General features: G+C 56.2%; 19 protein-coding genes and 1 tRNA gene. 10 read left to right on the top strand and 10 right to left on the bottom strand.

Going from position 1 to position 17,381, the window contains the following annotated elements:
- Nucleotides 1-52 precede the first annotated feature (52 nt).
- Complete coding sequence (locus G3N62_RS06065) at nt 53-679, top strand: LysE family transporter (protein WP_034187310.1); 627 nt, start codon at nt 53-55, stop codon at nt 677-679.
- 3 nt (nt 680-682) lie between these two features.
- Here G3N62_RS06065 and G3N62_RS06070 read toward each other — a convergent pair whose 3' ends face one another.
- The 3 genes from G3N62_RS06070 to G3N62_RS06080 form a co-directional block, all read right to left on the bottom strand.
- On the bottom strand, nt 683-1,849 hold the full coding sequence (locus G3N62_RS06070) for a mandelate racemase/muconate lactonizing enzyme family protein (protein ID WP_124669222.1): 1,167 nt from the start codon (nt 1,847-1,849) through the stop codon (nt 683-685).
- Nucleotides 1,850-2,190: 341 nt separating this feature from the next.
- The gene (locus G3N62_RS06075) at nt 2,191-2,535 is read right to left on the bottom strand and encodes a cupin domain-containing protein (protein WP_034187308.1); all 345 of its coding nucleotides are present in this window, start codon (nt 2,533-2,535) and stop codon (nt 2,191-2,193) included.
- 534 nt (nt 2,536-3,069) lie between these two features.
- Nucleotides 3,070-3,972: a hypothetical protein gene (locus G3N62_RS06080; protein WP_148094409.1), complete on the bottom strand. Its 903-nt coding sequence runs from the start codon at nt 3,970-3,972 to the stop codon at nt 3,070-3,072.
- A 512-nt stretch (nt 3,973-4,484) separates the two neighbouring features.
- On the opposite strand from G3N62_RS06080, the gene G3N62_RS36255 reads away from it, so the two are divergent.
- Nucleotides 4,485-4,619: a hypothetical protein gene (locus G3N62_RS36255; protein WP_260404680.1), complete on the top strand. Its 135-nt coding sequence runs from the start codon at nt 4,485-4,487 to the stop codon at nt 4,617-4,619.
- A gap of 61 nt (nt 4,620-4,680) precedes the next feature.
- Here G3N62_RS36255 and G3N62_RS06090 read toward each other — a convergent pair whose 3' ends face one another.
- A complete protein-coding gene (locus G3N62_RS06090; protein ID WP_124669297.1) occupies nt 4,681-4,995 on the bottom strand; it encodes a hypothetical protein in 315 nt (104 codons plus the stop codon).
- Between the two features lie 271 nt (nt 4,996-5,266).
- Here G3N62_RS06090 and G3N62_RS06095 point away from each other — a divergent pair, with 271 nt between their 5' ends.
- Together G3N62_RS06095 and G3N62_RS06105 are read left to right on the top strand one after the other, a co-directional pair.
- Nucleotides 5,267-5,620, top strand: coding sequence for a hypothetical protein (locus tag G3N62_RS06095; protein ID WP_124669224.1), 354 nt, complete (start codon nt 5,267-5,269; stop codon nt 5,618-5,620).
- Nucleotides 5,621-5,817: 197 nt separating this feature from the next.
- A complete protein-coding gene (locus G3N62_RS06105; protein ID WP_260449309.1) occupies nt 5,818-6,870 on the top strand; it encodes a restriction endonuclease in 1,053 nt (350 codons plus the stop codon).
- Here G3N62_RS06105 and G3N62_RS06110 read toward each other — a convergent pair.
- From G3N62_RS06110 to G3N62_RS06120, 3 genes are all read right to left on the bottom strand, one after another.
- Nucleotides 6,846-7,079: a hypothetical protein gene (locus G3N62_RS06110; RefSeq protein WP_124669225.1), complete on the bottom strand. Its 234-nt coding sequence runs from the start codon at nt 7,077-7,079 to the stop codon at nt 6,846-6,848. The two genes, G3N62_RS06105 and G3N62_RS06110, sit on opposite strands and share 25 nt — an antisense overlap.
- 189 nt (nt 7,080-7,268) lie before the next feature.
- Entirely contained in the window at nt 7,269-7,850 is a 582-nt protein-coding gene (locus tag G3N62_RS06115; RefSeq protein WP_124669226.1) for a hypothetical protein, read from the bottom strand.
- A gap of 64 nt (nt 7,851-7,914) precedes the next feature.
- Nucleotides 7,915-9,345: an SIR2 family protein gene (locus G3N62_RS06120; RefSeq protein ID WP_124669227.1), complete on the bottom strand. Its 1,431-nt coding sequence runs from the start codon at nt 9,343-9,345 to the stop codon at nt 7,915-7,917.
- Between the two features lie 417 nt (nt 9,346-9,762).
- On the opposite strand from G3N62_RS06120, the gene G3N62_RS06125 reads away from it, so the two are divergent.
- From G3N62_RS06125 to G3N62_RS36390, 3 genes are all read left to right on the top strand, one after another.
- A complete protein-coding gene (locus G3N62_RS06125; RefSeq protein ID WP_124669228.1) occupies nt 9,763-10,344 on the top strand; it encodes a hypothetical protein in 582 nt (193 codons plus the stop codon).
- Between the two features lie 217 nt (nt 10,345-10,561).
- A tRNA-Gly gene (locus G3N62_RS06130) sits at nt 10,562-10,636 on the top strand.
- Between the two features lie 84 nt (nt 10,637-10,720).
- Complete coding sequence (locus tag G3N62_RS36390; RefSeq protein WP_206141202.1) at nt 10,721-12,724, top strand: site-specific integrase; 2,004 nt, start codon at nt 10,721-10,723, stop codon at nt 12,722-12,724.
- Between the two features lie 3 nt (nt 12,725-12,727).
- Here G3N62_RS36390 and G3N62_RS36395 read toward each other — a convergent pair whose 3' ends face one another.
- The gene (locus G3N62_RS36395; protein ID WP_307871475.1) at nt 12,728-13,174 is read right to left on the bottom strand and encodes a helix-turn-helix transcriptional regulator; all 447 of its coding nucleotides are present in this window, start codon (nt 13,172-13,174) and stop codon (nt 12,728-12,730) included.
- Between G3N62_RS36395 and G3N62_RS06145 the strand changes: the two genes are divergently transcribed.
- The 3 genes from G3N62_RS06145 (at nt 13,059) to G3N62_RS06155 (ending at nt 14,504) form a co-directional block, all read left to right on the top strand.
- A complete protein-coding gene (locus G3N62_RS06145; protein ID WP_206141203.1) occupies nt 13,059-13,412 on the top strand; it encodes a hypothetical protein in 354 nt (117 codons plus the stop codon). The genes G3N62_RS36395 and G3N62_RS06145 overlap by 116 nt on opposite strands.
- 84 nt (nt 13,413-13,496) lie before the next feature.
- Nucleotides 13,497-13,802, top strand: coding sequence for a hypothetical protein (locus G3N62_RS06150; RefSeq protein ID WP_241012920.1), 306 nt, complete (start codon nt 13,497-13,499; stop codon nt 13,800-13,802).
- 321 nt (nt 13,803-14,123) lie between these two features.
- Nucleotides 14,124-14,504 carry a hypothetical protein gene (locus tag G3N62_RS06155; RefSeq protein ID WP_206141204.1) on the top strand — a complete coding sequence of 127 codons (381 nt, stop codon included), beginning with the start codon at nt 14,124-14,126 and terminating at the stop codon, nt 14,502-14,504.
- A 68-nt stretch (nt 14,505-14,572) separates the two neighbouring features.
- Here the strand turns inward: G3N62_RS06155 and G3N62_RS06160 are convergent, their stop codons facing one another.
- Nucleotides 14,573-15,142: a recombinase family protein gene (locus G3N62_RS06160; protein ID WP_206141211.1), complete on the bottom strand. Its 570-nt coding sequence runs from the start codon at nt 15,140-15,142 to the stop codon at nt 14,573-14,575.
- 148 nt (nt 15,143-15,290) lie between these two features.
- A complete protein-coding gene (locus tag G3N62_RS06165; protein WP_206141205.1) occupies nt 15,291-17,381 on the bottom strand; it encodes a DEAD/DEAH box helicase in 2,091 nt (696 codons plus the stop codon).

A 17,381-nucleotide genomic window follows, 5' to 3' on the forward strand; every position in this document is an offset into this window, starting at 1 on the left:
TGCTCACATCGTAACCATCACCGGTTCAGCTTAAGAGGTTGTCGGCCCGCTCGTGCTCGACACCTCTGCCTTCCTCGAAGGCCTGTTGCTTGGCGCCGGCCTGTTCACGTCGGTCGGCCCCAAGGACGCCTTCGTCATCAAGCGCTCGCTCTCGAGCCCTCACCTGCTCTCCATCGCCCTCGTCTGCGCAGGCAGCGACGCGTTGCTGATCGCGCTCGGCGCGCGCGGGTTGTCTTCGTTGCTGTCGCGCCATCCCGGCGTCGTGTCGGCCGCGCTGTGGGCCGGCATCGCGTATCTGGCCGGTTACGGCCTGCTCGCGTTGCGCTCGGCGATCCGGCGACGACAGCCGGAACACGTCACGGGTCCACGCTCGGCCACCGAACCCACGCGGTCGAGCACGGTGCTCGCCACCGCCGCCGTTTCGCTGCTCAATCCGTATGCGTGGATCGATACCGTGCTGCTGCTCGGCACCGTGATCGTGAGTCATGCGCCGTCCGCACGCGCGCCGTTCGCGATCGGTGCGATGACCGCTTCGCTCGTCTGGTTCCTGATGCTTGCCTATGGCGCACGCGCGTGCCGTGCCTGGTTCGCTCGCACGCTCGCGTGGCGTGTGCTCGACGGCTTCGTCGCGGTGATGATGCTCGGCTTCGCGATTCGGTTCGCGATCGATGCGCTTTAGGTTTCAGCGACCGGATACCGGGATCGCGCGGAATGTATCGTGCGCGTTGGCATGCAGTTCGAAACCGATACCGGGCGCCTGCGGCACGCGTGCGTATCCGGCGTCGACGGTTTCGCCGTCGGCCAATCCGCTGAACGGATGGAACGCGAACGGGCTGACTTCCGCGCCGCCGAGACCGAGCGCCGCGACGACGTGCAGCGAGAACAGATGGCCGCCGTGCGGCCAGAACGCATCGCGCCGCCAGCCGCGCGACACGAAGTGATCGACGATCTGCAGATAGCCCGGCAGCCCGTAGCCGTGCACGGGATCGAACACGAGCACGTCGCGATCGCGGCGCAAACCGCCATAGCGCTCGAGCAGCTTCGCTTCCGCGAGCGAGAACAGCGCTTCGCCGGCCGCGATCGGCGGGGCGTATCGTGCGGCGAGGTCCGCCTGAAGCGGCAGGTCGAGCGGGTCGCACACGTCCTCGAACCACCAGAGATCGAACGGTGCGAGCATCTCGGCGGCCGCGCCGACCGTCGTGGCGTCATACGTATTCATCGCGTCGACCGCGAGATGCGAACTGCCCGCGAGGTGCGCGGCGGCGACCTCGATGCGGCGTCGATCCTGGTCGAGATCCGCGCCGCCGATCTTGATCTTCGCATGCGTGTAGCCGAGATCGGCGAAACGACGCATCTCGTCCGACAGGCGCGCGAGATCGTCATGCGGATAGCGGTAGCCGCCGCCGGCATACACGTGCACGCGGGTTGCCGCCGTGCGTTCGAGCCGGTCGGCGAGAAAACGACTGAGCGGCAGGTCGGCAATTTTCGCGGCGGCGTCCCAGATCGCCATGTCGAGCGTGCCGACCGCGACGCAACGTTCGCCGTGGCCGCCGGGCTTTTCGCCGGCCATCATCGCGCGCCATGCACGGAACGGGTCGAGGATCGTGCCGGTGTCGTCGGCGAGGGTATCGGCGGCGGCCAGCAGGCGCGGCGCGAACCGTTCCCGGATCAAACCGCCCTGCGCGAAGCGGCCGATCGATGCGTAGCCGTAGCCCGTCACCGGGCGGCCGTCGCGCACGACGTCGGTCACGACCGCGACGGCGCTCGTCGTCAGGCCACCGGACGGAATCGCGGGATCGGCATAACGCGACACGGGAATCGCGCGCTCGTGGATGGCGGTGATGCGCATGGTCGGGCTCCGGAGAGGCGTCCGGCGCAGGCGGATGGTTCATGCGCTGCAGCGGAATCGATGGGCGGATCGCTGCATCTTAGGGGTTTGCGTGACAGCGTGCAGGACCGGCGGCGACCGTCGTCGCGTAATCGCCGGACAACCGCGCGTCGCATTCGTCACGGCTTGCAGCCGAATAGCAGAACGCGCCGAGCCTTTTGCCACGCTCGGCGCGCTATTTCCGGACCGGATCGGCATTCATTGATTGAGCCGGAGTCCTCGTTTGCTCCTCGCGGCTCGGTGAGCCGCGAGGATGCAGGGCGATGACGGTATGCGTGGGCCGGGTCGAATCGACCGCCCGCTCAGGCGAAGACGAAGTACTTGCGCACCGTCTCCACCACTTCCCACGTCCCTTTCATGCCGGGTTCGATCACGAACACGTCGCCGGCCTTCAGGTGCACCGACTCCTCCCCTTCCGGCGTGATGATGCAGTACCCATCGAGGAAGTGGCAGTACTCCCACTTCTCGTAGTTCACCTCGAACTTGCCCGGCGTGCAGATCCAGGTGCCCATGATCTTGCTGCCGTCTTTCGAGACGTACGCGTTGAGGTTCACGGTGTGCGGATCGCCGCCGATGCGCTTCCACTTGGTCGCATCAAGGACAGGCGTCGGGCAGGTTTTGCGCAGAACGGTGATGAAATCGGACATGTCGGCTCCAGACTGACGATCGTGTAAGAGACCTGTCACGTTAGTTCGAAAGCCTTGCCCGGGCTTGTATGCGTCCGACACCGACTCGTCCATTTTCGACATCGGCTGGTAGAGGTACGCCGCCGGCGTGTTTCGTCCAGCCCGGGTGCCGAGGAACCGCCTCACGTCACGGTCGCTCTGCTCGCGCAGACGCCGCACCGAGATAGTCCCCGGCGGGGTACGCAAAGCCGTTTGCCGGCCCCCGAACGACCTCACTTGCCACGTCGTCGCCAAACCTTGTAGAACTACGCGTTCTGCGGGCGTCGTATAATGGCCATTACCTCAGCTTCCCAAACCACTGCGCGTTAATTAGAACCACTGATCACGCGCGTTCTCACGTCATAATTTCCCCCGGCTCCACGAAGAACCGCTGTTCATGCGGGATTCACTGCGATGCCAGTTTTCACGCCAGCGATAATCTCAATAAGCTGCGAGTACAGGCCACCACATAACATTGGTGCGCCAAGCGGCCAGCGCCCTTGACGCAGGCATCTGTTAATCGTCGTCGCTATCCTCAAGCACGGATTTTTGCGCGGTTAACAACTTAATGAGCTTGCCAATTTCTTTCGCTCCCATATCACCGGATACAAGGAGTCGATAGCTCACATCTTTCGAGAGCGGCCCACGAAGCCATTCCCGCTCGCCTTCTCCGACCTGAAGACTACGCCCGAAATCCGGCATCATTGGCGGGCTAGTACGGTCCAGCCCAAGATCCGTGACTTTCTTCCGCTCCAAGATTACCTCTTGAAGCGGCAACCCCGATTCCCTACCCTCTACAAATACCCAGCTCTGTCCGTCCAACGCACGAAGCGCCCTCACCGTTCGCGACCTCTCGAACTGCGGAGAACCATTTACCTCCCACTGCACGAGATCGCCAACCTCGATGTTTGGTTTGACCGCTGTCGATCCTACCGCCCCCACGTCGTCTGACATTGAGGAATCTAGATTGGTCTTTCCGACATCCCCCCTGCACAGCTCCCTCACCTCGGCCACCATCTCCAACGTTTCACGGTAAGCACGGATAGGCAAATCTACGGTTGCAAGCAAGAAGCCGCGCCGCAGCAGGTATGAGCGGAGAAGTTCATCACTGGGCGCAACATCTCCGTATTCCGCACGCAGTTCCGCGAAGAGATCAGGCAGGAACGCCGCTTCGACCAGCGTTTCCGCTCTCTCGGCAGACGTGCTGGGCTCGACAAGGATCGTCAATGCAGATCGCGCAATCCGCAATTGCTTGTCGACATCCTCCAAAAGGCCAAACTTCTTCAATGCCGAGATAGCCGACAACGACTTCCCATTCAACCCCGAATAACCCATCGCTTGAGCCACCACAATCGGCTCCGCCTTGTGCGTGTGATTCTTCGCGTAAACCTTCCCCGCGAACTCCAGCGACTTGCGCAAACTTAACGCCGGGTAGTTAGGGCTTCGAGCCTTAGCCATAATGACACCTCTCCAGTAACCCCTCAAAATAACCGAACCGACCAACCGCGTCAAGAAAGCGACGCAGATAAGGGGAAATGTTTTTACAGGTTAGCGGGGAATAAATTTGCGTTAGCCAGAGAAGTGTGCAATCATGCATCATGGGTAGATTGGCTACCCATGACAATGGGGGCGGCGCAGAGACCATTGCTACCAACTAGACCCGCTGAACGTAGGCAAGGGATGCCCAATAGATGAGACGCTGACTCGGCCCCGGTTACATAGCTCGCAGTAGCCGGGCCGGAAAAAACAACGCCCCCAACACCTCAATCTCGGCCAGGAGATCAAAACGTTGGGGGCGCCAGTGAGCAGAAGACAGCGCGTTCGAGCGTGCCTCTGTCACCCACAGTTATCGGCTAGATAACCCTTGTAGTCTACGCGACAAGGGAGCTGAGGGCAAGAATCGCTTTCAACCTCCTTACATGGAGGGGTTTATGCCCAACCTCGCTCACGAGCAGGCAAAGACCGTCTTCGTGCGTAACTACACCCGGATTCGCTTCGGCCATCTGGAACATGTGTGCTCGCACTGGCGGTCCGCACCCGGTCAGTTGAGTTTCAACTTCGACTGATCAACAACGAAACGACTCGGGCTCCCAAGGGAGCCCGCTTCTTTTTGCTGCCGGAAGTGCATCACCTCTTACCCTGCGGCTCGTGCTTATCCTTGATCATCTGATAGTAGGTGCTCGCACCGGCCTTCGTCAGTTTCACCTCGGCGATGAACTTTTCGATGATGTCCTTCCGGGTCACATCCTTGACGGTCCGCATCCGCTTGTAGATTTCGGTCGCTAGTTCCATCTTCGTCGGCGCCGCCGCCGTCGCCTGTGCCGCCTTCGCTGCGGTATCGTTCCCTGTCGAGTTCGAGGCCGCATCCTGCTTCTGGTCAGGAGCAACCGACTTGCCAACTTTCTCGTCCTTGCTCGTTGCACCTTGCTTCTGATCGACCATGATCGCACCCCATTCGTTGAAAGTGCGTCCAGGGTCCAGCAGACTACCCTTCAGGGCAACGGCGACCGAACAACCACGATCGACACGACGGCGACCATCGCGGGACTCTACAGGCATGCGACCGTGACGACGATCCGCTGGCGCTCAATATTCGCTTGTATTGACATGAAATATCTGCAAGAGTAGGTTCAATGCCGCCCTGAAATATTCTTGGCCACACGCGCACCCGGGCATTTCACACCACACCCTAACAATCTTTGCATTGATTTATATGGCGACCAAAAAAACTCCGGCATTGAAAAAAACCGCTACCGCCACGCCTGCCAAGGCACCTGGAAAAGCACGAAATCAAAAAAATCTCATCCCGATTGGTGATAAGAACGTTCCCGTCTATGCATCACCTCGCGTAGCGAAAGCTATGGAGGAAATCACGGAAGATATGACCATGTATCATGGCGTTCGACTCTCTCAAGTTTTAGAGGCCGTGTACGCCCAAGGACAGAAAGACGGCGCTAGAAATGCTATCGAAACTCTCGAAAGCAAGGTTGCCGAGATAAAAAATACCGTCCCTCACCGTAACCCCGGTCAGCCTAAAAAGCCGCAGAAAGGCTCGAAGGGGAAATAACGTACTGTGATAATTTTCGGCAGGATGACTCGATAAGAGCCATCCTGCCTCGATGCGTCGTCAATATCTCCTCACGGGCGTATCATCCGAAGTCGCTACACGAGTGCCCACATGGATACGCCCCAGCAGATCACACTTGAGGGTAACGGCAAGCGGGCAACCACAACGGGCACGGCGGCGGCGAGCGGGAACTCGTGGTGAATTTCGTCCAGCAGCTTGCCGACATGCTCAGGGCCAAGCATCCTCGTCGGGGACAACGCAAGAAATACCAGCCTTGGTATCATCGGCCAATCACCAGCCGACATCATACTTTCATGCCCATTCCCGGTTATCAATCTCTCATGCTGCCGGTACTTGAACTAGCAGCCGACCAACAAGAACACCGGTTTCGAGACGTTGTAGAAACTTTGGCTGGCAAATTTCAGTTAACTGACGATGATCGAAAGACGCTCCTCCCCAGCGGAACCGCTCCGTTGTTCGACAACCGGGTGGGATGGGCGCGAACATATCTGAAACAAGCCGGACTAGTTGAATCGAAGAAACGAGGCTTTTTCAACATCACCGGCCGCGGCCTGGCCCTACTCGCACAACACCCGGCAAAGATCGACAATACAGTTCTCGATCAATTCCCCGAATTTGCAGCGTTCCGACAAAAGAAGGTCGACGACTCCCCGAGTGGTCAAAGCAAGATCCTGTCGACCAAAGTTTCCCCACCACCTGTCGATTCCACGCCTGAAGAGTTGTTCGCACAAGCATATCAACGACTGCGGGGGAACCTTGAAGCCGAATTGCTTGAGCAGATAAAGGACTCAACACCGGCATTCTTTGAACGGCTGGTAATCGACTTGCTGGTTGCGATGGGATACGGCGGATCTCGTCAAGATGCCGGAAGTGTCATCGGCAAAAGCGGCGACGGTGGTATCGACGGCACTATCAAGGAGGATAAGCTAGGCTTGGACGTCGTCTACGTGCAAGCCAAGAAATGGGAAGGTTCAGTTGGCCGTCCCGAAATCCAGAAATTCGCGGGAGCACTGCAAGGGCAGCGCGCTAACAAAGGGGTATTCATCACCACTTCCACCTTTACTCGCGAAGCCAAGGAATACGCAAGCGCGATCACGTCGAAGATCATCCTTGTAGATGGCGAGTTGCTCGTTCAGCTCATGGTAGACCATGATGTCGGGGTTTCGACCGCGAGCAGCTATCAGATCAAGAGGATCGACTCGGACTACTTTGACGGCGACGCGCTTTGAATGTAGGCAACCCATGCTTCGTCGATCAGAGAAGTCGAAATCTCGCCCACGTCGAACCCGGGAACGTCCTCGATGAGCAACAGTAGACTTGCGGTGAATGCTGCACGCGAAAGCTTGCCATCAAAGGTTTCGCGCACTGCCATAGACAGCTCGTGAATCTGTTCGATGGTCAGCGGTGAGAATTCGTCGGAGTGTCGGATGGAGTTCATAACGTCACCATCCCTCGGGCACACCGAGCGACACAACAGGCTGCCGAAACATGAGCATCGACACACTCCGATCGGCTATCACTGTTGGCTGCTTATCCTATGCTTCGTGCCTCTTTGACTGTTTGATACGATCACGACGTGGACCGTACGGACCTCGTGCAATCTGTCAGGCGTCGGTTTACATCGCCGTTAGACGACGGTGCATTGACGAGCGTGACGACGATGTTCTTCGAACTGCCGTTCTAGTTCTTCAACTCGGTTAAGGCGTGAGTGCAGGTCGCTTCCCGTTAGCTCCAGCACACGTATCACCGTCTGTAGATAGCCGTAGTCGAAATACTGCTCCAGCACATTTGTTAAGCCGGATTGTCGAACATGGGAGTAGAAAGTTGCCAAGCTTGGATAGCACGTCCCGCCGTCCGTGAGTTCCTGCCAGATGCTTTTCTTTGACTGGTCGGAAAAATGTTTGACCCAAACCTCTCCATATTCAGCGATAGCGTAGGACGTTATCTCTTTCTTGGCGCGTTGCATTTCCTCATATTTGCGCGACAGTTCTAGCAGGAGCACTCGCGGCAACCAGCCGAGCCGGGTAACGGCCACGCCCTTCCAATTGGAATCGTACGCATACAGCCCGTGCGTTATAGCGCACGACGCGCATTGCATTTCCCATCGCTCGTCAACGCGATTCCAATCGTCGGATCGCGTAATCACCAGATAGTGGCCATTGCCGCACGGGCAAGATCGCGCAACAGGTTCGCCCTCTTCCCACGACATCCTCTGTCCCCTTCGACTTGAAGTGTTTCGCTTGCTCGAGGTCCGACACCACACGTTCGGTGATCTAGGAGGCGCTCTTTGCCGCCGCAGCGAAAGCAGACTTGTCGACATCAACAACACTGGTGTCAAGCTCGTACGGCTCTCCGCCAATGACTTTACGAAAGAGGTCAACGGCTGCGTCCGTATAGCGGTGCGTCAGTTGCTGGGATTTGTGGCCGAGCTTCAGCGCGATGTGGTACTTATTATCCGTCGCGGTAATATCAAACCCCTTCTCTTCTTTGATGTGGTTGATGATCTTCCTCACCTCGTGCCACGTGTCGTAGCCGAGCTGCTGGCCAACCCCTGTCGCAGCATACTTATAGTCGAGATTGACCTTTGATGGGTCGGCGAGCGATGTGACGCCGAACAGCTTCGCGAAGCTCTCGCCCGACTCTACGGCATGCTCCAACTGCTCGAAGTTGATCTCTACGTGCCTCTTTGGAATATCTGAACGGATTAGTTCGACCGAGCGAGCCATCAGGGCCCGCAGGAGCTTCGTGTTGATTTTCTCCAGGTTTCCCGCTTGCCCAAACGCTCTGAACACCCACTCGAAAGAGTTCGCCGTAATGCTTTTAATCCGAATGTTGATGTCCGGTGCGACCGAAATCACGTATTCGCGAGCAGGATTCGACGCCTCATTGATTGTGTCATCCCACTGCAGGATGTAGATATTTGGGACGACGTCCGTCGTCGTGGCACGCACCATGCGGTATACGTCATACAGGATCGCCTTGATGTTCGGATCGTCCGCGCGATAACCGACGAAGATAAGGGGGTGTTCGATAAAGTATGTCAGCAGCTTTGCGCTGAGGTACTTGTGATCTTCGTCAAACCGCTGATAATCGGCTTCATTTACAACGAGCGACTGCGGTATCGTCCGACAGCCGTGGATCTTGAAAATCTCGCCGATCGCGAGGTAGCCCTTCCTCATGATCTGCTGTCCAATGACCGTCTCGTATTCCGGGAACAGCGGCTCAATCACCTCATCGTAGTTGGTCGTGATGATCGCGTGCGCACTGATGTTCTTCAACGCCTCTATTTCGGCGTCGAGCTCCGGCGAGCCGTACGACCCCTTCGCGTTCGGGCCAAGCCCGCTGACCGACTCCGCAATCGCGTGTTTTATGAAAATGTCGGCCGGCGCACTCGCGCTGAAGTAATCTGCAGGAAATTCGTGTTTGCCCTTACCCCATGCCCACTCGCGATAAAGGTCGGTGAAGACCGAGCCGATCTTTTTGAAATCGCCGTTATAGGTTTGCTTGTAGTAGGCAAAATCTTTGTCGATCTGCGGGCACTTCTTTGCCAGGACCGTCAGCAATTCCTCCCAATTCGGCCCACCTGCGTACCGCTTTGAGAATCCGGATCCGACGAACAGGATTGGTTGGCACTCGGCATCTGCGAGAACCTTCGCGACATCAGCGGTGACTTCTTCCTGGTATTGCTTGTAGTCGAGCGGCATGGGCTAGCCCTTTTTTGTTACTCGCCAATTAGTATGCCCATCCAGCCCTTGCTGTGCCACCCAATTCCCATTCGATCCGCTAAGAAAGGCTGCGGCACAACGTTCCGCCACTGGCTGGGTCTTGCTTTGGCCCGATCCCAAGCCGCAATTCATCACTGCCTGCGCCGCTACCACACTCCCCCGTGCGGCTCCCGCTTGGATACGAGCAGCAGGAACCGCCGGTTGCTCCACCTCTGCTCTTGACACGAACAGACGTTTCTGCCATAGTAAAAAACGGTTCCCGCGAGAGAGCCAGCTGGCCCGCGCTGCGAAGCAATGCATCTCGCTTACGTCTTTCTGACACTGGTTATTCCCTTGAGCGCCACCGGGGACTGCGGGTCGTACCTAAGTAAATCCGTGCGCTCGGAGGATAAACTAATGTCATCACGCCATCAAAATCACGGCGCGCCGTCGAATCGCATCACTCTCATTGAACTCCTGAAACGGGTCGCGAAGCGGGAAAAGACGCGACTGCGCGACGATGAGTTCGAAACTGTACAGCTGTCGACCCTGCTCGATCAGATCGCCGTATCGCTGGGTTACCGCAACTGGTCGCTGCTCCATAAGGATGTAATCCGCATGCCGGAGAATCGCTTTTCAGATCTGGCAACGCGAGTATCTAATTCCCCTGAAGTCCAAGACTTCCAGCGTTATGAGTCGCTGGACAAGGAGGTCGCTCGCTCAGAGATGCGTGAATACGTCGAAGGCAGCTTCACTCGCCTGATCGAGTTCGCGTTTTACGATTCAGAGTCGGAAAACGGCTTCGCTTGGCCTAGCGTGGATCTGCACGAAGAGTTGGAGGCCGAATTTGGCGACCGCTTTCCGTCTGAATTGATCGCCGAAGTTGCATCCGACATGGAGGTAAGCGACGGACCGTGGGGAGTCGAAGATTACGGCGACGATGACGACCGTGACGACCACGAGCCTAGCGACTCGCCCCCAACCGCACTGCCAGACTGAGCACTAGCGCAATGAAAAAGGCGGTCGCCACGAAGTCTGCGCGATCGCCTGCAGGAAGCGGCTCCCACGTACAACAACGGTCGCAACACGTCCCGCCAAATAGGTGCCCCACCAGTCAGGCCAGCGGGAACCGCCGCAGCGGCGCCACTTTTCACGCCAGCCGCCGAATCCACCCGCTTGCCATCCCCATACCAAACCCTGTAGAATTGCGCGTTCTGCGGGCGTCGTATAATGGCCATTACCTCAGCTTCCCAAGCTGATGACGTGGGTTCGATTCCCATCGCCCGCTCCACACATCACCTAGCTCCTTGATTCCAATGAGCTAAGTGCATGTCTCACGAGCTTCACCGCACCACTACTACAGTGGTCTCCTACGGTGGCTCAAACCTCCTGCCTCTATCGTCGCCCCAGCGGCATCTACGTCGTCCGTCTCGTCGTCCCTAAGCGGTTGCGCTCAGCAGTCGGCAAGAACGAAATTCACGCGTCCACGCGCCTCCGGGATTGGGAAGCCGCTAAACTCGTCGCCCATCAGATTCAGTCGCATTGGCGCGGGCACTTCATGACGTTGGACATCGAAAAACTGCGGGCAGGAAACCCGTTGCTTGACGGCGAGGGCATGATTCCCATTGTCGAGGCTGCCCGGACCGTCGGTATGCAGCCGGAATCGCTGGCGAATGAACTGCTCAACGATGGCGCGCATGTCTTCACGCACCTTCACGGGCAATCCTGCAGGCGGGTGCCAGTGCTCAACGACCTGGACCGGGACTTCGGCGGCGAATTCATCTGGAACGAGGTGGAGATCAACGGCGAGCGAACCGTCCACACCGGAACCGTGCGCGTCCTCGATGGCCGGGCCACGCTGCAACAGGTCATCACCGCCGGGGCGGCACAAGAAGGTGTGTTCCGAGACGGCAAGGCAGCGGGCATCTTTCTTGAGGACCCGATAGCCATCGACCTCGCTCGTTGCATCGTTCACAAAACGGCGGTCACAAAGGTTCGCGCCCGGCTGGTTGCATCACTCAGCCCTGCCCCCACTGTCACCCTGCCACCGCCGTCGATCATTTCGAGCGCGTCCATAGCTGCATTGTCCGTCCCAAGCCCGTCAGCGACCGTTGGCGCCGTCCCAACCGGGTTGCCGACGCGCATTGAACCAACGCCGGTCGTATTCGATCCGATCACGGCCAAACATGGCAAGAAACGATTCTGGGACCTGTTCGAGCTTTATGCACGAAGTCGCACATGGGGCGAGGATCAAACCCGGCGCATGACAACAGAGGCACGTCTTTTTCGCGACCTCATGGGCGACCCGGAACTCGGCGAAATCGAACTGGAGACCATCGACCAATACGCCAGCCGCTTGGCGCAGTTACCTCCCGACATCTATCTAGCCAAGCGCCGGTTCGGAACCGACTCGCTCGACGACTTAATCCGCATTGCGGAACGCGAAGGACTTGAACTCAAGCGGGAAGCGACGATCAAGGGGCACATTGGACGCCTTAGCGAGATCCTCGCATTCGGCGAGCGCAAGCACATGCTGCGCTTCAACCCCGCATCCGACTACAAGCGTGGCGATGGGCGGTTCAATGCGCCGCGCGCTCAGGACGAGCGACACGCATTTACCTCGCAGGAGTTGTCGTTGATCTTCGCGCAGGACTGGTTTGCTACCGGTGCGGGTTCGTTCAACCGGACGGGTTGGACCACTTGGCGTCCACACTACTACTGGCTGCCCTTGCTTGGTCTATTTACTGGCGGACGAATCAACGAACTCTGCCAGTTATACCTATCGGACATCCACCAGACGGAAGGCGGCGCGTGGTATCTCGATTTCAACCTCATGGGGCCCGACAAAGTTGACGAGAGCGACAAATCCCTCAAGACGATCAATGCACTACGCGTCGTCCCGCTACATAACAAGCTCGTCGAACTCGGGCTGCCGGAATACGTCCAGACGCTTCGCAAAGCAGGCTACACCCGTCTATTTCCGGAACTCAAAAGAGATGCGGTAAAAGGTTACGGTAAACCCGCCAGTTCTTGGTTCAATGAACGATTCTTAGGACGAACGCTCGGCATCGAACGAAACGGAATGAAGACGTTTCACTCGTTCCGACATACGTTCCTGACCGCAACCGAACGTCTAGGCACCCCGGAACGGGTGATGGCGCAAATAGCAGGGCATCAGCGCGGAGACACTGAAAGCTGGAACCGTTATGCGAAGGACCGGGATGCAGACCAGTTGGCCGCAGTCATCAATGGGCTTACCTTCACTGAAGCAAACGACATCGCGCCATTCATTGCGTCAGACGGCATCCGGGCCATTGAATGCGCCAAGCGTCAGAAGGATAGCGTTCGTCGTGGATCGAGCGGCACGAAGGCGGACTAGCCCCTAATCTTGAACCGACGGTGCACCCTCCGCACCGTCTTCCTCGAACAATGTCTTGACCGGCACGCCGAGAGCATCGGCGATTGTCTGAATCGAGTCCAAGGATGGATTCGCCTTGCCCGTCTCGATCTTCCCCATATAGCTACGAACGAAGCCGCACTTGTCGGCGAAAGCCTCTTGGCTCAACCCGGTCGTAGCTTTCCGCAGTTCTCGAACCCTCGCCCCAAAGCGATTCCTGAGTGATGTGTTTGCCGTCATCCGTGGGATGTTGGCGGGCGCGTATAATCGCGACCACACCCTAATAATGGCCACCCTAAAAGTAGCCACCCTATAAATGACACAACCACATGCAAACCATCGGCGCGCAACGCGCGCTTCCGTAGCGTTGCTGCTGGCGCTGATGTGCGGACCGGTAGCGACCAACCGGGCATGGGCTGGCAGCGAAGGCATCTGTTTGCAAATCAGCCGCATGGCGCTAGAGATGGCCCGGGACAGGGACGACGGGGTGCCCTACACAACCGAACAAGCAAAGTTCGAAACGAACCTCAAAACGGTCAAGCCCGATTGGCGACGCGAATTCCGCGGACTCTACATGGGCTCACTCGATCTGGTTTACAAACGCCACCCCAACGCCACGCCGGATCAATTACAACGCTCCGTCTATAAGGTTTGCGTTTCCGAATACTGAAACGCACCGCTGCCATAGCGCAACAGATTCCGGGCACGTCTTGTTGCGTTTGTTGTTGCCCACCACAAGAAAGAGACCTGACCAATGAGAAAGACGTTCGGGGCGTGCGCCCTGGCCCTGACCCTGTCGGCGTGCATGACGATGGGAAGCAAATTCGACATCCGCGACGCCGACCAATTCGTTCCGGGCGTGACGACGATGCAGCAAGCGCAAGAGAAGCTGGGCACACCCACGGCGACCAACGCTATGCCGAACGGCGGCACGCTTCAACAATGGATGTATTCGCAAGCGTCAGTGATCGGTGGCACTTCGTCTAACCTTGCAATCCTTTTCGACAAAGACGGCAAAATGATCCGCATCCAAAGTCGCGGACAGGTCAACACCCGGTAGTGCCGGGGTCATCCACGAAGGGCGGCGCGTGCTTTAGCGCGCCGCTGCCCAAGCACTAGCATGGGCACGAACAACCGGTCGGCAAACCGAGCCGCATACGCCCACCGCGTCTCGTTTGGGGTCACCGCATCCATGTAATTATTACCGTTCGCCTGCTCAATTTTTAGGCTCGCGATTTTTTCCTCGCAACCCATTGATTCCATTGAATTAAAAAAATCAATATTGCCTACCAGAGCTATTGAAAAGCCTATCTCCGGTTTATAACCTTCTTCTTCCCAAACGCACAGCTACGGTGCGCTAACCACACCACACGGAGGAAGTATGGTTGCCCATGTAATCGACAACTACAGAAAATTTGGACCGATTGCGAAAGTAATCTATGCAGATCAGATCGACGCGTTTGATGACGCAATGGATGGAGTGCTTCACGTCATCAGCGAGTCAATACATAAATGCAATCTTGACCTAAAGGGATGGTCCAAGAAGATTTTCAGACACCCTGAAGATGCCGTCTTGTTCATAAAAGACCTTGCAAACAGCAGCGGCCACTTCAGGATACAGGACCGGATATATTACGCATTTTCGATTTGGGGCGGCCTGAATCATTTCAACTCGTCGAGAGACTTGGCGGAGCTTCTTCTGATGGAGGACGACGAATTGTCGCAGTTGATGAAGGACGACGAAGCGTCGCAGGGTATCTAATTTCCCGTTGCCCGGAAGGGTGCCCGACTGCCACGGCAAATCAGGTTTGTGGGGTCAAGCACCTTCCGTTAAACCCCATCCCGAATTGAATTGATCGTCGCCCGTGAAACCGCAAAAGCGCGTGCCAGAGCGCTCACCGACTCGCCCCGCCCTAGCCCTTCGAGAATTTCTCCGCGCTGCTCTGGGGTGGTTTTTGACGGTCTGCCGAGCTTCTTCCCCTCGGCACGAGCGCGAGCAAGTCCGGCTTGCGTTCGCTCGATCAATAGATCGCGCTCCATCTCCGCAACCGATGCCAGCATCGTGAGCAGCAATTTCCCCGCAGGCGACGTTAAATCGGTCTGCCCCAACTGCATCACGATCACCTTGATTGACCGCTTTTCGAGTGCCCGAATGGTTTGCAGCACGTCCACAGCGTCGCGGCCGAGCCGGTCGAGCTTTGCGACGACGAGCGTTTCCCCGTCCCGAATCTTGTCGAGCAGCCGCCCGAACTCCGGACGCTCGCTGGCGCAGGTCTTTCCGCTAATACCGTGGTCCGCAAACCAGTAGTCAATCGCGAATCCGGCACCCTCAAGCTCAAGTCGCTGGTTCTCTGTTGTTTGCTGCCCGGTTGACACCCGCCCATATCCGAAGATCGCCATTTGCATCTGCCCCTGTTAGAAAACGGTGCCAGGGTAGGATGGCCTGTCGGAAAAGCCAAGGGCTATATTTTCAACACATCGGCGCCCGCTATCGGTGACGTGTCAGAAACCGGTCGTTTGTTGACACAAATCTCCTCGTCAAGAAAACTCACTGCCGAACAATGCCCTCGAAGAAATGCTCAAGAACATACCTATCGAAGCCGTCCAAGTCTGCAACCTTTTCCTGTATTTTATGCTTCATCTTGTTAAGCATATCGAGTGCAGAATGAAGCGATAGGCTCTCGTCTTCGAAATCGATAATCCCAGCGGCATGTATTTTCTTCGCGAGCATTCTAGGCAACCCATATTCCTCCAACTCCAATACACACGACGGAAGGAATGCCTTTGATAGACGAGCGATAAACGGCGCGATATCAAGATGCTGATCCGGCATTATCTCCTTCTGAATGACATTGATGTCACTCAGCAATGCCGTCAACTTGAACGTAGCATTTCGTTCGAGCTTGAAAAATTCCTCGATAGTCACATCCTGCTCATCCAACTTGTCTAGCAGGTCAGGTATAGAGCTTTTCCAGTTGGCCGACAGCGTCTTCACAAATTCGATAAATTTAGAGTAGGGAAACTCCCATTCTCCGGGAGCCAGCCTAAGAACTTTGTGAAGTATCCAACCCCAATATTCGTTCGATGGAGAATTCAGAATAGCGAGCCCTCGCCACGTCTTTCGATTGTGATTGATCTCAAGCGCGATACTGGTCAGCAACTCAGCGTCACTCGATATCAAAGCCCCTTCGTTTCGGAGCCGATCAAATACCTCTTGACCAAGAACATCTGCCATCTGCTCCTTATAAAGCAATATTTTAGCAATTTGCTCCTTGGATAACTGTTGCTTAAATTCCTGCTCATCAACATCCGCAAGCAATTCATCCGGAAAAGTCAAATCCAGTTGCGTATCCGTCGGGAGAGGAGGCTCTTCGAGGATGTAGATATTTCCAATAAAATGCCTGAACATCCGGCCGCCGCGACCGATAATGTTCCGATAAGTAAAATCGTTGAGTTTTAGAGTTCCATTCTTATTGCTCCAGACGATGACATTTTCCGCAGATGTGTTCACCCCCTCGATAATCGAGGAAGTTGACACGATAGTCTGTAACCCTTCTAACTCCTCAAACAACCTCACCTGTATCTGACTCAACGACCTGTGAAGTCGACCGGTATGAATACCAGCCCCACGTTTAACTAGTGCAGTCAGTATCCAGTTTGGATCGTAGTTCTTCGCAAGCCAGTCGGAGAATCCTGCCAACAAATCGCTGCCAAGCTCCTCCGTCTTTTCGAGCAACAAGTTTGACACGCGCTCAATGTTCGAATAAGTGCCAGCATAAATTAATGACTTCGATCTCTTCTTCCCGAGTATCTCAATCAGGAAATCGCTCTTTTTCTGCGCATCCTTTTTAATCTCCCTATAAAGCTCATGCTTTTCAAGAAACACCGTATTGAAATCCAGGCGCAGAAACAACATGTCCTTTGTAAAAGGGTTGTCGCTCAGTCTCGAAATATTCGGCGCAAGGTAGTATTTTTGATCAGCAATCGAACCAAGCTTCATCATTGCCTTCAATAAAGCAGGGCAACGCTCCTTATCAAAATCTCGACTTGCCTTGTAAAACTCATCCACAACAAGCAAATCCAACTTATCCAGTTTACTAAAATAGTGAATCGCCCTTTCCTGAGGGAAGATAAGGATGTTCCGCTCCCCTAGCTCGACGTCCACCGTCGTCACAATTTTGTATTCAGCCGAGAATTTTCTGCTCAACCGTCGCCTAGTCTCATCCGTTAGAGCGATAGTCGGAACGAGAATAAGCACATTTTTTGGCTTGCGGATTGCGATGTAAGCATCGATTATCAAGCTTTTGCCAAAACTGGTGGGCGCACTGACAGCTATATTCGTCCCATCAAGGAGGTGCTTGAGAACCATTGACTGCTCGCTATGAAGCGTAACGGGAGAATCCTGCCCCACATCCACCTTGAAAGACTCGTAAACAAACCGATCCTGCCAACTGGACGTATCTGGATCAAGATATGGGAAAAGCCCCGACTCCCTGATCAGATGATTGACAAGCGGAGAATAATGCTCAGATTTTCTTTCGTGTTGATCGAGCAGGCGAATTAAGCGATTTCTCGCCTCCGTTTCGTTTCCGGCTTGCAGTAATTCATTGATTACCGCACATTCATCAAAGGTTTCCAT

Origin of the sequence: Burkholderia sp. Tr-20355, from assembly GCF_017104685.1 — a bacterium.
GTDB classification, from domain to species: Bacteria; Pseudomonadota; Gammaproteobacteria; order Burkholderiales; family Burkholderiaceae; genus Burkholderia; species Burkholderia seminalis.

Bases quoted from the DNA above. Each gene is read 5' to 3' on its own strand.
- G3N62_RS06070 (WP_124669222.1), bottom strand. From the start codon at position 1,849: ATGCGCATCACCGCCATCCACGAGCGCGCGATTCCCGTGTCGCGTTAT.
- G3N62_RS06075 (WP_034187308.1), bottom strand. From the start codon at position 2,535: ATGTCCGATTTCATCACCGTTCTGCGCAAAACCTGCCCGACGCCTGTC.
- G3N62_RS36255 (WP_260404680.1), top strand. From the start codon at position 4,485: ATGCCCAACCTCGCTCACGAGCAGGCAAAGACCGTCTTCGTGCGTAAC.
- G3N62_RS06090 (WP_124669297.1), bottom strand. From the start codon at position 4,995: ATGGTCGATCAGAAGCAAGGTGCAACGAGCAAGGACGAGAAAGTTGGC.
- G3N62_RS06095 (WP_124669224.1), top strand. From the start codon at position 5,267: ATGGCGACCAAAAAAACTCCGGCATTGAAAAAAACCGCTACCGCCACG.
- G3N62_RS06110 (WP_124669225.1), bottom strand. From the start codon at position 7,079: ATGAACTCCATCCGACACTCCGACGAATTCTCACCGCTGACCATCGAA.
- G3N62_RS06115 (WP_124669226.1), bottom strand. From the start codon at position 7,850: ATGTCGTGGGAAGAGGGCGAACCTGTTGCGCGATCTTGCCCGTGCGGC.
- G3N62_RS06120 (WP_124669227.1), bottom strand. From the start codon at position 9,345: ATGCCGCTCGACTACAAGCAATACCAGGAAGAAGTCACCGCTGATGTC.
- G3N62_RS06125 (WP_124669228.1), top strand. From the start codon at position 9,763: ATGTCATCACGCCATCAAAATCACGGCGCGCCGTCGAATCGCATCACT.
- G3N62_RS06145 (WP_206141203.1), top strand. From the start codon at position 13,059: ATGACACAACCACATGCAAACCATCGGCGCGCAACGCGCGCTTCCGTA.
- G3N62_RS36395 (WP_307871475.1), bottom strand. From the start codon at position 13,174: ATGCCTTCGCTGCCAGCCCATGCCCGGTTGGTCGCTACCGGTCCGCAC.
- G3N62_RS06150 (WP_241012920.1), top strand. From the start codon at position 13,497: ATGAGAAAGACGTTCGGGGCGTGCGCCCTGGCCCTGACCCTGTCGGCG.
- G3N62_RS06155 (WP_206141204.1), top strand. From the start codon at position 14,124: ATGGTTGCCCATGTAATCGACAACTACAGAAAATTTGGACCGATTGCG.
- G3N62_RS06160 (WP_206141211.1), bottom strand. From the start codon at position 15,142: ATGGCGATCTTCGGATATGGGCGGGTGTCAACCGGGCAGCAAACAACA.
- G3N62_RS06165 (WP_206141205.1), bottom strand. From the start codon at position 17,381: ATGGAAACCTTTGATGAATGTGCGGTAATCAATGAATTACTGCAAGCC.